12 protein-coding genes are annotated in these 13,839 nt (G+C 65.6%); 5 read left to right on the top strand and 7 right to left on the bottom strand.

Annotated elements, in window-relative coordinates; all coding sequences use genetic code 11:
* The first annotated feature begins 2 nt into the window (after positions 1-2).
* Together HT578_RS07580 and HT578_RS07585 are read left to right on the top strand one after the other, a co-directional pair.
* The gene (locus HT578_RS07580; RefSeq protein ID WP_213503366.1) at positions 3-872 is read left to right on the top strand and encodes a CmcJ/NvfI family oxidoreductase; all 870 of its coding nucleotides are present in this window, start codon (positions 3-5) and stop codon (positions 870-872) included.
* A gap of 54 nt (positions 873-926) precedes the next feature.
* On the top strand, positions 927-2,390 hold the full coding sequence (locus HT578_RS07585; RefSeq protein ID WP_213503368.1) for an MFS transporter: 1,464 nt from the start codon (positions 927-929) through the stop codon (positions 2,388-2,390).
* Here HT578_RS07585 and HT578_RS07590 read toward each other — a convergent pair.
* A complete protein-coding gene (locus tag HT578_RS07590; RefSeq protein WP_213503370.1) occupies positions 2,365-3,201 on the bottom strand; it encodes a helix-turn-helix transcriptional regulator in 837 nt (278 codons plus the stop codon). The two genes, HT578_RS07585 and HT578_RS07590, sit on opposite strands and share 26 nt — an antisense overlap.
* Positions 3,202-3,357: 156 nt before the next feature.
* Here HT578_RS07590 and HT578_RS07595 point away from each other — a divergent pair, with 156 nt between their 5' ends.
* The 3 genes from HT578_RS07595 to HT578_RS07605 are packed head-to-tail and all read left to right on the top strand — an operon-like array spanning position 3,358 to position 5,637.
* Entirely contained in the window at positions 3,358-4,245 is an 888-nt protein-coding gene (locus tag HT578_RS07595) for a beta-keto acid cleavage family enzyme (protein WP_213503372.1), read from the top strand.
* Between the two features lie 46 nt (positions 4,246-4,291).
* Positions 4,292-5,203: an SDR family oxidoreductase gene (locus HT578_RS07600; protein WP_039391111.1), complete on the top strand. Its 912-nt coding sequence runs from the start codon at positions 4,292-4,294 to the stop codon at positions 5,201-5,203.
* Positions 5,200-5,637, top strand: coding sequence for a VOC family protein (locus HT578_RS07605; RefSeq protein WP_052322247.1), 438 nt, complete (start codon positions 5,200-5,202; stop codon positions 5,635-5,637). The genes HT578_RS07600 and HT578_RS07605 overlap by 4 nt, the downstream gene beginning before the upstream one ends.
* A gap of 139 nt (positions 5,638-5,776) precedes the next feature.
* On the opposite strand, the gene HT578_RS07610 is transcribed toward HT578_RS07605, so the two are convergent.
* From HT578_RS07610 to HT578_RS07635, 6 genes are all read right to left on the bottom strand, one after another.
* Positions 5,777-6,523, bottom strand: coding sequence for an SDR family NAD(P)-dependent oxidoreductase (locus tag HT578_RS07610; protein WP_213503374.1), 747 nt, complete (start codon positions 6,521-6,523; stop codon positions 5,777-5,779).
* Between the two features lie 21 nt (positions 6,524-6,544).
* Positions 6,545-7,420 carry an amidohydrolase family protein gene (locus tag HT578_RS07615; protein WP_213503383.1) on the bottom strand — a complete coding sequence of 292 codons (876 nt, stop codon included), beginning with the start codon at positions 7,418-7,420 and terminating at the stop codon, positions 6,545-6,547.
* Complete coding sequence (locus HT578_RS07620) at positions 7,417-9,594, bottom strand: PQQ-dependent dehydrogenase, methanol/ethanol family (RefSeq protein WP_213504175.1); 2,178 nt, start codon at positions 9,592-9,594, stop codon at positions 7,417-7,419. Before HT578_RS07620 ends, HT578_RS07615 begins: the two co-directional genes overlap by 4 nt.
* A 190-nt stretch (positions 9,595-9,784) precedes the next feature.
* Positions 9,785-10,582: a glutathione S-transferase family protein gene (locus HT578_RS07625; RefSeq protein ID WP_213503385.1), complete on the bottom strand. Its 798-nt coding sequence runs from the start codon at positions 10,580-10,582 to the stop codon at positions 9,785-9,787.
* Complete coding sequence (locus HT578_RS07630) at positions 10,582-11,349, bottom strand: glutathione S-transferase family protein (protein ID WP_213503393.1); 768 nt, start codon at positions 11,347-11,349, stop codon at positions 10,582-10,584. Before HT578_RS07630 ends, HT578_RS07625 begins: the two co-directional genes overlap by 1 nt.
* Before the next feature lie 88 nt (positions 11,350-11,437).
* The gene (locus tag HT578_RS07635) at positions 11,438-13,828 is read right to left on the bottom strand and encodes a TonB-dependent receptor (RefSeq protein ID WP_213503395.1); all 2,391 of its coding nucleotides are present in this window, start codon (positions 13,826-13,828) and stop codon (positions 11,438-11,440) included.
* Positions 13,829-13,839: the final 11 nt, after the last annotated feature.

The raw sequence follows: 13,839 nt of genomic DNA on the forward strand, positions 1-13,839 counted from the left end.
CCATGGACAGTGCCACCCTGTCGCGCCCCGGCGCGGCCATTGACACCGAGATCAAGTACCTGGTGCCGACCTCGCGCATCAACCGTCGCTTCTGGGCGCCGGGCGCGGAGTACAACACCGGCGTCTACGACTTCTACCCTGCGACGATCCGCAACGCGCGCCTGCGCGAGACGCCCCCCACCCTCGACGAACACGGCTTCTGCCTGGCCGAGCACCCCACCAAGGTGACCGACTTTGCCGATGCCGATACGCTCAAGGCGATCTATCCGGCCGAGGTGGAAGAGGTCGCCAAGCGGTTGACGGGCTGCGACTTCATCCACCCCATGGGGGGCCAGTTGCGTTCTCCCGTTGTAGGTGCCGCGGGCGTGCAGCCCCCTGCGGCCGAAGCGCACGTCGACTTCAACACGCCGACCGCCAACGCCATCGCCAAGGTCTTCTACGACAAGATGCGCCCCGATGGTCCGGGCTACGAGCGCTTCGTGTGCTTCAGCCTCTGGCGTACCTTCTCGCCGCCGCCGCAGGACTGGCCGCTCGCGCTGTGCGAGGGCCCCTCGATCGGCGAGGACGACAGCATCTCCAACTACAAGGTCGATGTCGACGAGATCCCGACCGGCGCCGATCTCTTCGCGCCGATTCCCGACGAGGAAAAGCTGCTCGCCGCGACGATCTTCAAGTACAGCCCCGGGCACCGCTGGTGGTACTATCCGGACATGACCCGCGATGAGGTCATCTTCATCAAGTTCCACGATTCCGACCACGCGCGCGCCTGGCGCAGCCCGCACACCGCCTTCCACGACACCACGCGCCCCGACGCAAATGTGCGGCGCAGCTACGAATTCCGGGCCATCGCCTATTTCGAGAAGAAGGGCTGATCCCCTGACGCGAGCCGACCACATTCCGGGGCCCATCCGCCTTCGGAGGCATATATGAGCGCGCCAGCGGACACCCGCCGCGCTCCCGAGGCACCCGGCAGGGATGCGTCGCACGCCGATCCGCGTGCGGCCGCCATCCTTGTCGCCTTCGTCATGTTTCTCTCGATCCTCGAGGCGACGGTCATCGCGACCGCGCTTCCCGACATGGCGCGTGACTTTGGCGTTGCGGCGAGCGAACTGGGCATCGGCATCACCGCCTATCTCATGGTCTCGACCGCGTTCCTGCCTCTGAGCAGCTGGGTCGCGCTGCGCCTCGGGCCCCGGCGCGTGCTCACCGTCTCGGTGCTCGGCTTTGGGGTCGCTTCGCTCTTGTGCTCGCAGAGCCCGACACTGGGCTTCTTCGTCGCTGCGCGCGCCTTCCAGGCGCTGTGCTCCAGCCTCATGACCCCAGTCGGCAACCTAGTCCTGCTGCGCATCACGCCCAAGCACCGACTTGTCGAGATGCTGGCGATCAGCACCACGCCCGCGCTCATCGCGCCGGTCATCGGGCCGCCGCTCGGCGGGTTCCTGACAGAGGCTTTTGGTTGGCCTTCGATCTTCCTGATCAATCTGCCGCTCACGCTGGTCGGCGCGCTGCTGGCCCGGCGCCTGCTCCCGCGTCTTGCGCCCCAGCGGCTGCGTTTCGATGCGGTGGGATTCGTGCTCATAGCCTCCGCGCTCTCACTCCTCATCTATGGGCTGGACCGGCTCGGCGCCCACCCCGATGCGCCCACGGTGCCCCTCATCCTGATGGGTACAGGCAGCGTGCTTGCCGTCATGGCCTACCGTTGGCTTCGCCGAATGCGCCATGGGCTGGTCCCCCTCGACGCGCTGCGCCACCAGACCTTCCGCGCGATTTCCTATGGCGCGGGCATGCTCATGCGCATTCCCCACATGGGCCTTGCCCTCGTCCTGCCGCTCTATTTCCAGCTGGCTTTCGGGCTGTCACCAGGAATGGCCGGTGTCCTGCTGCTCGCCAACAACCTCGGCGACCTGGCGGTCAAACCCTTCATCAGTCGCATCCTGCGCCGCGTCGGCTTTCGCAGCGGCCTTGTCGTGGGTACCGCGATGATGATGGCAGCGAGCGCCTCGGTCGCCGCGTTTACGGTCGCAATGCCGGTCTGGCTGATGGCGCTGGCCATGTTCCTCATCGGAATGGCCCGTTCGGTCCCCTTCACCGGCATGGTCAGCCTCGCCTTTGCGGATGTCGAGGCCGACGAACTGCCCGGCGCCAATGTCCTCAACGCCATCGGCAACGCGCTATCGGCTGCCGCGGGCATTTCGCTCGGCGCGCTATTCCTCAACCTTCCGCTCGGCGACGGGCTTGCCTCCGATCCCCTGCCCTACCGCGTCGCACTGCTTGCGCTTTCGGGCATCGGAACCCTGTCGGTCTTTCTGTTCCTGCGCCTTCCTGCCGATGCCGGAGCCAAGGTCACCGGCAACGCGCCCGCGGTTACAGAGCCACCAGTTCGGGCCTGAGTTCGCGCAGCTTTTCCAGCTTGCGGGCGTCTTCCTCACCCTTGGGTGCAAAGAGGATCAGGCGCTGGCCGGGCGCTTCCTCGATGCCATAGGAGCTGTGCGTAAAGGAGATCTTGCCCACTTCGGGCACGCGCGCGTTGTTCTCGCCGCCGAAGTGGGCCTGGATCGCGCTGCACTCCCAGAACTCGCGGAAATGTTCCGACTTCTCGGTCATTTCCGCGATGAGTTCATCAAAGGCCTCGGGCGTGCCAGCCTGGCTGTAGTCCCACTTCAACCGCGCGGTCAGGCGCGAGGCCATTGCGCGGAAGCTTTCCGGATGGCGCTGGTAGCGTTCGCCCAGCATCAGGATCTTGAACAGGTTGCGCTCGCCGCGCGGCATGTCCGCGTAGTCACGAAAGGCTGCCGTCACCATCCGGTTCCAGCCCACCACGGTCCAGTCCGCAACAATCACCAGCGCGGGCATGCCAAGGGTATCGAGCAGGTGGCGCGTCGCCGGACGAATGTCCTCGTCCAGCCTGGAGGCGAGCGGCGGCGGGCGATGCTGCGCAAGGCCGAACAGGTAGTCACGCTCGGTATCGGAAAGCCGCAAGGTGCGTCCCAGTCGCTCGATCATGGGCGCGGACAGCTGGATCTCACGGCCCTGTTCGAACCAGGTGTACCAGGTGACACTCATGCCCGCGAGCGCGGCGACTTCTTCGCGCCGCAGACCCTTTGCACGGCGTCGTTCACCTTCGGGAAGGCCCACTTCGGACGGTGTCAGCCGGGCCCGGGCCGCTTTCAGGAATCGCGAAAGTTCCTTGCGATGGGACATCTCTCTTCCCCTTCTCTCTCTCCGACCTGTCACTCCCGGTACCTGTTACCGGGCGTGATAGGATATGTGCTGAACTATTCCGCCAGCCTCGATCTTGTAGTTTTGCCAGAGTGAACCCGAAATCAAACGGGCATGCAAGGTGAGAGGAGATCCAAATTGGCCAAGAAGGTCTACATTACGTGTGCGGTTACCGGCAGTTCGCCCATGCCGGACCACCCCAACTTCCCGTTCCGCCCCGACCATGTCGCCGCCGAAGCCCTCGCCGCCGCCGAGGCAGGTGCCTCGATCATTCACGTCCACGTGCGTGACGGGAAGACCGGCGAACCCTCGCAGGCGCTCGACGACTACCGCGAGGTCGTGGGCCTGATTCGCGAGAAGAACCGCGAGGTCATCCTCAACGTGACCACCGGGCCCGGCTGCACCTGGATGCAGAGCGAGGAAGATCCCAAGGTGTGCGGCGAAGGCACGCTGATGTTCACCGCCGAGCGGCGCCTCGAACACATCCTCGATCTCAAGCCCGACATGTGCACCCTCGACATCTGCACCATGCAGCTGTGGGGCGGCGTCGCGATCAACCTCGACCCGATGATCACGCGCATGGGCCACATGATCCAGGATGCCGGCGTCATGCCCGAGATCGAATGCTTCGAAGCCGGTGACTTCGTCTTTGCCGACGACCTCATGGCCAAGGGCGCGATCCCCAGGAATGTCCCCTTCTCCTTCGTGCTGGGTACCAAGTACGGCCTGCCCGCCACCCCCGAGGCGATGATGTACGCAGCCAACCAGATCCCGCGCGGCGCGGCCTTCACCGGCTTTGGCGTCAGCCGCCATTCCTACCCGATGGCCGCACAGTCGGTGCTTCTGGGCGGGCATGTCCGCGTCGGCTTCGAGGACACGATCTGGCTGCGCAAGGGCCAGCTTGCCCCCGACAACGCCGCCCACGTGCGCTGGGCCGTCGACCTCATCGACCGCATGGGCGCCGAGGTCTCGAGCGCGGGCGAGACGCGCGACCTGCTGGGCCTGGCGAACCACGCCTACGCCTGAGCGCGTCTGTCACCATCTGAGAGAATAAAGAGGGAGTGGAGAGGACATGACACAGGTAAAGGGACGCACCGCGTTCATCACTGGCGGCGGTTCGGGCGTGGCGCTCGGCCAAGCCAAGGTTTTCGCCAGGGCTGGCTGCAAGGTCGCCATTGCCGACATCCGCCAGGACCACCTCGACGAGGCCATGGCCTGGTTCGAGGCCGAGAACGCCAAGGGCGCGAACTACGAGGTGATGGCGGTCAAGCTCGACATCACCGACCGCGAGGCCTACGCCAAGGTCGCCGACGAGGTGGAAGCGAAGCTGGGCCCCGTCGAACTCCTGTTCAACACCGCCGGGGTCTCGCACTTCGGCGCCATCCAGGACGCCACCTACGACGACTGGGACTGGCAGATCGACGTCAACCTGCGCGGTGTGATCAACGGCGTGCGCACCTTCGTGCCGCGCATGATCGAGCGCGGCAACGGCGGCCACGTGGTCAACACCGCCTCGATGTCGGCCTTCGTGGCGCTCAAGGGCACGGGCATCTACTGCACCACCAAGATGGCGGTGCGCGGGCTGACCGAGACCCTGGCCCTCGATCTGGAAGAGCATGGCATCGGCGTATCGCTGCTGTGCCCGGGCGCGGTCAACACCAACATTCACGAAGCGCTGCTGACCCGCCCCAAGCATCTGGCGGACACCGGCTACTACCAGGCCGGGCCGGAGATGTTCGCGCATCTCAAGAACGTGATCGAATGCGGCATGGAGCCCGAGACGCTGGCGAACCACGTCCTGAAGGCCGTGGAGGAGAACCAGCTTTACGTGCTCGCCTACCCGGAATTTCGCAAGCCGCTGGAAGACATCCACGCGCGCGTCATGGCCGCCCTCGCCAATCCCGAGGACGATCCCGACTACGACCGGCGCGTGGCGCACGGCGTACCGGGCGGCGAGGCCAAGGAGGAGGAAAAGACGGCATGAACAGTCCCTTCCTCCAGTTCGAGACGCGGGTGCGAGCCCGCGTCGTCGCCCTCGACCACTTCTGCGTGGTTGCCGCGGACCTCGACCGTTCGGAAGCCTTCTACCGCGATGTGCTTTCGCTGGAATCGTGCCCTGCGCCCGCCCCGCTCACCCGCGAAACCGCGCGCTGGATCTACGATCACGAGGAGCGGCCGATCATCCATCTCAACGCGAAATCCGCGCCGCGCGCGATGGACCGCGACATGGCGAAGGGCCCGACCGGCGCGCTGCACCACATTGCGCTGCGCTGCGAAGGCTTCGACGACATCCGCGATCGCCTGGAAGACCGGGGGCTCACCTATGAGAGCAACCTGATCCAGTCGATCGGCCTGCGCCAGATCTTCGTCCACGATCCCGACGGAGTGCTGCTGGAGCTCAACTTCTTCGAGGATTGAAGAGAGACAAGCGACTGATTCAAGGGGCCATCGCCCCTAGACCCCGGAATGGGTGACCTCGCCGCTCTTTGTTAGAGGTTAGCTCGACAGGTTTGGGAGCCCGAGGGCGATGGCCCTCGGTTTCATTCTTCTGCCTTCCTTAAACAGAAAGCGTACCCAGCACCCCGCCATCGACTGCAAGGCTCTGCCCGGTCACGTGCGAGGCCGCGTCCGAGAGCAGGAACGCGGCCACCGCGCCCAGTTCGTCGGCGCTTCCCGTGCGCCCCTGCGGCACGCGCGCGGCGATCTGCTCCAGCGCGTCGGGCGGGAGCGCGGCGAACATCTCGGTATCGATGAAACCGGGCACCACGCAATTGCAGCGAACGCCGTGGGGCGCCGCTTCCAGCGCGACCGCGCGCGCAAGCCCCAGCACCGCGTGCTTGGAAGCCACGTACGCCACGTTGTTCGCCATGCCGCGTTCGCTCGCAAGGCTGCCCGTTACCAGGATCGCGCCGCGTCCACGTGCTTTCATCGCTGGCAGCACCTGCGCGATGGCGCGATAGGGGGCCGTCAGGTTGACGTTGAGAACCTGCGCGAACGCCTCCTCGCCATAGTCCTCCACTGCCGCGAAGGAACCACCCGTTCCAGCATTGAGAAACAGCCCGTCAATCGGCCCGCCCGCCTCCACGGCGGCATCCAGCGCGGCCGCCTGCGCGGCTCCATCACTGACGTCGACCGCGAACCAGCGCGCGCCCTCGCCCAGCTCGGCGGCCAGAGCCTCCAGCCGTTCGGCTCGGCGCGCCATCAGCGTGACCGCCCCGCCGCGCGCGGCGATCGCCTTCGCGGTGGCGGCCCCGATCCCGCTCGACGCGCCGGTGACGATGATGTGCTTGCCGGTAAAATTCATGAGCCCTGCCTTTTTGCCGTCTCAGCCCGCGAGCCCCAGAACCCGCGCTGCGTTGTCCTTCATGATGCCCGGCATGACCTCGTCCTTGAAGCCGATGCCCCTCGCCGCCTCGATCCACTTGTCCGGGCGGATCAGCGGAAAGTCGGAGCCGAACATCATCTTGTGTTTGAGCTGCCCATTCGCGTAGCGCACGATCTGTGGCGGGAAGTACTTGGGGCTCCAGCCCGAGAGGTCTATGAAGACGTTCTCCTTGTGGAGCGCCATCGACAGGCTCTCATCCACCCAGGGCCAGCTGGGATGGGCCAGAATGATCTTCATGTCGGGGAAGTCCACCGCGACATCGTCGACCAGCATCGGGCGCCCATATTTCAGGCGCAGCCCCCCGCCGCCGCGCATGCCGGTGCCCATGCCCGAATGGCCGGTGTGGAAGATGGCGGGCAGACCGTACTCGGCGATGACTTCGTAGATGGGATAGCCGACCCGGTCGGCCGGGTGGCAGTCCTGCATGATCGCGTGGAACTTGAAGCCCCGCACGCCATGGTTCTCAATAAGGTCGCGGGCCTCCCGCGCGCCCATTTTCCCTTTGCGCGGGTCGATCGAGGCGAAGGGAATGCACACGTCGGAATTCGCTGCGGCAAACTCAGCCACCTCGTAGTTCGAAACCCGCTTTGCCCCCACCCCGCTCTCGCAATCGACCGTGAAGAGGCAGAAGGCGATGTTCTGCTCCCGGTAGATCTGTGCGATCTCGGGCATCTTCGGGCGTTCGCGCGGTGCCTTGAAATAGGCCGACGCCGCGTCGAAGAACTGCGCCATCACCGGGTCTTCCGGATCGTGGCAGGATACCTCGGCGTGCACGTGAACGTCGATGGCGGCAAGCCGCGCGAGATCGAGCGTCACGGACGGCGGCCCGTCGCCTGCTGGTCCTTCACGATCTGCGCCGCCGCTTTGGTGGCCTCGCTGGCCGGGACACTGGGCGCGGCCTTTGGCGCCTTGCCCGACTTGGCCTCGAGCGCCTTGTCCTCGTTGGCGCGGTGGATGATGTACTGGCGCACGTCCTCCACTTCCTCCGGCGTCAGAGTGTCGGCGAAGCTGACCATGCCCAGGTCCTCAAGCGCCCCGTCATGGACCACCTGCTGGAAGGCGTCATGGTCCTGGACGAAGCCCGAGCGGCGAAGGTCGGGCAGCACGCCGCCGCCGATGGCCGCATCGCCGTGGCAGGTGGAGCAGAAGCGTCCGAAGCGGTAGCCACCGCGCGCGACCTGCTCCTTGGTCCCGGCGAACGGCGGCGGGTCGAGCGGCAGTTCATCGAGCGTCAGCGGCTCCGAAAGCTTCGCCTTGCCATCGAGCTTGAAGACGAGCAGGCGGCTCACATTGCGCACCGGCCCGCCATCCTGCGAAAGGATGCCCGGCGCCAGCGCCCAGATCCCGCCCCAGCCCGCGACCAGAGCCACGTACTGCGTGCCGTCGATCTCGTAGGTGATCGGGGGCGCGACAACCCCGGTCTGGACCGGATAGGACCACAGCTCCTTGCCCGTGTCCGACGCATAGGCAACGAGATTGCTTTTCATGTTGCCCTGGAAGACGAGGCCGCCGCCTGTCGCCAGTACGCCGCCGTTGTTGACGCTGGGCAACGTGACCTTCCAGCGCGCCTTCTGCGCGACCGGGTCCCAGGCAATCAATTCGCCCTTGGTGGCATCGGCCGCCGCCTTGCGCACCGCCGGATCGGCCGGCATCGCGCCTGCCGACATGTCGACGCCGGTGTTGAAGCCCTTGGGCTTGGCCTTCCAGTCCTTGTCGGGGAAATACGGCAAGGAGGCGAGCTGGGCAGGAATGTAGACCAGCTTGTCCTTGGGGCTGTAAGCCATCGGGTGCCACGAGTGCGCGCCGCCAGCCCCCGGCGATCCGATGAACATCTTGCCCGTCTTGTAGTAGCGCGCCTCGGGGTTCTCGATCGGGCGGCCCGTCTTGGGATCGAGACCCGTGGCCCAGTTCACCGGCACGAAGTTCTTGCCCGAGATGAACTGGCCCGTCTCGCGGTCGATCACGTAGAAGAAGCCGTTCTTGGGCGCCTGCATCAGCACCTTGCGCGGCTTGCCCTCGATTTCGAGGTCGGCGAGGATGATGCTCTGCGTCGCGGTGAAGTCCCAGGTTTCGCCCGGCGTCGTCTGGAAGTGCCAGACGTATTCGCCGGTCTCGGGACGGATGGCGACGATCGAGGAGAGGTAGAGGTTGTCCCCCTTGCCTTCCGAACGAATGCCCTGGTTCCAGGGAGAGCCGTTGCCCACGCCAATGTAAAGGAGGTCCAGTTCGGGATCGTAGGCCATCGAATCCCAGGCCGTACCACCGCCACCCTCGGCCCAGTACTCACCGTGCCAGGTCTTTTCCGCGTCCTTGAGGTACTTGGCCTCGTTCTTCCCCGGCGCATCGGGCACCGTGTAGAAGCGCCAGGCCTGCTCGCCGGTCTCGGCATCATAGGCCGTCACGTAGCCGCGCACGCCCATTTCGGCCCCGCCATTGCCGATCACGACCTTGCCCTTCACCACGCGCGGCGCGCCGGTGATGGTGTAGGGCTTGGTGGGATCGACCGTCTCCTTGATCCACAGCGGCTTGCCGGTCTTGCGGTCAAGCGCGACAAGGCGCCCGTCGAAGGTGCCCAGATAGAGCTTGCCCCCCCAGGCCGCGAGACCGCGGTTGACGACGTCGCAGCATCCCTTCACGCCTGCCGAGCCGGGCACCTCGGGGTCGTAGCCCCACAGCTGCTTGCCTGTCTTCGCATCATAGGCGCGCACCTTGGACCAGGCGGTGGTGATGTAGATCACCCCGTCAATGACGAGCGGGGTCGACTCCTGCCCGCGCGAGGTGTCGAGGTCCTGCGACCAGGCCAGCCCCAGCTTGCCCACGGTCTCCCGATTGATCTGGTCGAGCGGGGAGTAGCGCTGCTCATCGTAGGTGCGCCCATAGCTCAGCCACTCGCTGTCCACGCCCTGTGCGATGAGCTGGCCATCGACGCCGGCTTCGCCACTGCCGTCCGCACTTGCCGTGCAGCCGGCAAGAATCAGGGCGCCGGACATCGCAAGCCCGGCCAGCCAGCCGCGCCGGGCCCGCACGCGACCTTGCCTTGCCTGCGAATTGCCCTGCGCGCCCGTCAGCCTGATCATGTCCAAACCCAATCCTCTCGTGCGTTCCGGTGTCCCCCGCGCCTTGTGCCGGCAGGTGGGACCAGGAACCTTCTCTCATCGTGTCTTCGTTTCGTGCCCGGGCTCAGCCCCAGCGGTTGATTTCCGGCCCGGGCGCCCAGCTGCGCTCCGGCGCCTCGCTCGTGGCCCTGGCCAGAGCCGCCTGAACGCTCGGGCGCGCCTTCACGCGCTTCATCCAGGCCTGGGTCTCGCTCTTGCCCTTGAAGGCCTCGGGAACGATCGGCTCCATGCCGACCAGCCAGGCGAAGGTCTCGAAGTCGGCAATGGTCAGCGCGCCCATCAGCCATTCCCGGCCATCGGCAAGCTGCTTTTCGCAGCGTTCGACGGCCTGCATGACCTTGGCCTCGCAGTCCTTGAGCTGCGCGTCGTCGGCTTCGCCGTCGCGCACCAGGTCCCAGCGCACCTTGAGGTCGGCGCTCACGATGGGTTCCACCTGGGCGGCGAAGGCATCCTCGCTCAGCGCCTCGAGACGCTGGTGCGAGGTGGCCAGATTGCCCAGCAGGGACGCCGCGGGGGACAGCCGCTCGGTGATCTGGCGGCACCACATCATCATTTCCCAGTGCGCATAGGCATCTTCGGGCTGGAGCGAGGTGCCGCCCCCGACCTCGTCGAAGAACTGGGCCAGAAAGACGGACTCGGTCATCGCCTCTCCGTCGATCACGAGGACAGGTCCCTCGCCTTCCACGCCCATGTCGCGGGCGAGTGGCTCGGTGACACCGGGCAGCGTATGCCGCTTGCCGCCCAGAAGATCGATGGCATGACACGCGATATCGAGTGCCGTGTCGGCACCTGTCTCGGCCATGGCGGCGAGCACCGCCAGCGAGGGCCCGTTGGGCTCACCGTGATAGAGGATCGTCGCCATCAGATGCGCTCCTGTTCGAGAATGGTCACGCGCTTCACCATGTCGGTGCGCCCCAGCGCCCAGCAGTCCTTCACCGCCTTGCGCGCATAGATCGCGCGCAGCCAGCGCAGGAGATTGGGGGTAAGCTCGTCGTTGGAGAGCTCGGGCTGGCTTAGCGGAATGGCGTAAGCCAGGTTGAAGCCGTTGATATCGGCAAGCGAGTAGCTGTCGCTGCCAAGCCATTCGCGCTTGCCCAGTTCCTTCTCCAGCATCGCGATGCCCATCGCCACGCGGCGCTGGCTCTCGGCGATCTCGGCCTCGGAGAACGTCCCGTAGATGGCCTTGCGCCAGGAGACGCGGCGTTCGGGCATGGGAATGCGCTCAATCGCGGCTTCGAGTTCGGCCGGGTCGCGCTGGCGCACGACGGGACCGATGAAGACCGACCAGCCGATCATCGAGAAGCTGGGGGCGAGCCACTGGTCCATGAACTTCATCCACCAGCGCACGCGCCAGCGATCACGCGCATCGGCGGGCATCAGGTCGGGGCCCTCGAAGCACTCGTTCACGTATTCCATGATCGCGGTGCTCTCGACGAGAACCTTGTCGCCATGGGTCATCGCCGGGATCGTCCCCTGCGGGTTGATCGCCAGGTATTCCGGGCGGTGCTGATCGAAGTTCAGCATGTCGATGTAGTGGCTGTCGAAGGGAACGCCCTTTTCCATCAGCGCCAGCATCGGCTTGCCCGAGTTGGCGTTGGGCTCCCAGTGGTAAAGCGTGACCTCGGCCATCGCGTCTCTCCCCCGTGCGTCTATCGTATCGAAATGGGTGCGGCGGGACAGGCCCGGGGGCCTGCCCCGCCGCGAGGGGTTCGGATCGTCAGAACTTCTTCTGCACGGTGAAGGCCCACTCGCGCGGGCGGCCCACGTTGGAGTAGGTCGTGCCCGCGCTGGCGTAGAGCGCGGCGAAGCGGATCGGCAGATAGTAGTACTTGTCGAAGAGGTTCTGGACCTCGAACGAGATCGCCAGGTCCTCGTCCGCGTTGCGCCAGGTCAGACGCGCATTGGCGATGGCGCGGGCCGGGTTGAAGTCCAGCTCACTGCTGCCCGGAAGGCGGCCCATGCCCTGCTTGCCGGTGTAGGCGATGTCGAAGCGGGGCGTGATCGTGCCTGCATTGTCGCCCAGTTCGCCGCGGTACTGGATGCCGAAGCTACCGCGCCAGTTGGGCGTGGTGAGCGGATCCTCGAGGCGGATGTTGTTGCCGACCATGGGGCCGATACGCTTCCAGTTGCCTTCGATCCAGCTGACGGTGGCGTCGATGTCGAGGCCGTAGATCGGGCTCGCCTGGAGTTCGAACTCGACGCCGTACATTTCGCCGTCGCCCGCGTTGCTGATGGCCGCGCAGGGGAACGGATCCTCACCCGGCGGGAAACCGTCGAGGATGGCGCAGTCCGCAATTGGCAGCTGCATATTCTTGTAATCGTTGTAGAAACCCGAAAGGTTCATGCGCAGCGTACGGCCAAGGAGGTCGGTCTTTACACCCACCTCATAGGCGGTCAGCGTTTCGGGATCGAAGGTGCCGTTGACGGCCTGGGACTGGGTAAAGGGACGCGCGGTTACGCCGCCGCCCTTGAAGCCCGTGCTGACCGTGGCGTAGGCGAGGACCTCGTCGCTGAAGCGGTAGTCGACCGAGATGCGGTAGTCGATCCGGTCGCCATCGTAGACGGCGACAGTGCCATCGAGCGCCCCCACGCCGAAGATGTCGACCAGCGGGCCGCCGTCCCAGGCCTTGCGCACAAAGGTGTAGTCCTTGTGCTCCTTGGTGTAGCGCAGACCACCGGTGACGTTGAGGTTGGGCGTCGGGTGCAGGATGACGGTCCCGAACACCGCCTTGCTGTCGGCACGGACCGGGTCATCGCCCTGGAACTGCAGGAACAGCGCCGGATTGCCCATGCCGATGTAGCGGATGTCCTGGCGGGTGAAGTAGACCGACTTCTGGTCGCTGTAGTAGCCGCCCACGGTCAGGTCCGCGAAATCACCCAGTTCCGCGTTGACGCGCAGTTCCTGGCTGAAGAAGCGGAAGGTCAGGTCGTTGAAACCGCCGCCGCCGATGTTCGGGTTGGGCGTGTAATCGTCGTCCGTGCCATAGGTCTGCTGGTATTCGCGGTAGGCGGTGATCGACTTGACGTTGATCGAGTCCGAAAGGTTCACCGACATGTCGCTCGACACGCCCCAGCCCCAGAACTTGACCGAGTTGGGCATGTAGTAGGCTTGGCCCGCCTGGCCGCCGGCGGGCAGGTACCAGCTGGCGTACGTGCAGAACCTGCCGCAGCGGAAGTCCGCGCCGGTCAGGTCGGTGTTGTTCTCGGTGATGACACCGGCGGCCGCTGTGCGGTTCTCCCAGGTGTAGTCACCGGTCACGATCCAGTCGAAACTGTCGGTCGGGTTGAAGCGCAGCGATCCGCGCACGCCTGCGTAGTTGCGCTCGCCCAGCTTGTCGACGACGCAGTTGGCGGGGGTCGAGGGATTGCCGGTGATGCCCAGTTCGTTGTCCGGGTTCACGCAGCCATAGTCGAGCTGGTCGACGTAGCCGTTCTGGTGCTTGTAGACACCCGCGACACGCGCATAGAGATTGTCGGTCAGCGCGAAGTTCATGCTGGCGCGAAGGTCGATGCGTTCACGCGCACCGTAGACCACGTCCACCTTGCCGCTGCTTCCGGGCTCGGGCTTGACCGAGAACATCTTGATCGCGCCGCCGATCGAGTTGCGGCCGGTCAGAGTGCCCTGCGGCCCGCGCAGGATCTCGACACGCTCCAGGTCGAGCAGGTCCATGATGTTGCCGGTCAGCGTCGCGTAGTAGACATCGTCGATGTACATGCCCACGCCCGGCTCATAGGCGGGGTTGAAGTCATACTGGCCAATGCCGCGGATATAGACAGCCATCGAGGAGCCGAAAGCGCCGCCCATTTCGGTCAGCTGCACGTTCGGCGCCTGACCGGCGACCTGCGAAAGATCAGTCTGGTTGCGCGCCTCAAGGAGCGCGGCGTCGACTGCGGTGATCGAAAGCGGCGTGTCCTGCAGTTTCTGCGAGCGGAACTGCGCGGTCACGATGATCTCGCGCATGGCGGCATCATTGGTGGTCTGCTGCTGCGGCTCCGAAGTCGTCTCCGCGGTGTCCTGCGCCCGCGCGCCGGTAGCTGTGAAAAGCGTGGCCGCCGAAGCGGTTGCGAGCAACGCACAGCGCAGCCCTGATCTGGAAGTGATCTGCATATTGGCCCTCT

The sequence above is a fragment of the Novosphingobium decolorationis genome (assembly GCF_018417475.1).
Taxonomy (GTDB): Bacteria; Pseudomonadota; Alphaproteobacteria; order Sphingomonadales; family Sphingomonadaceae; genus Novosphingobium; species Novosphingobium decolorationis.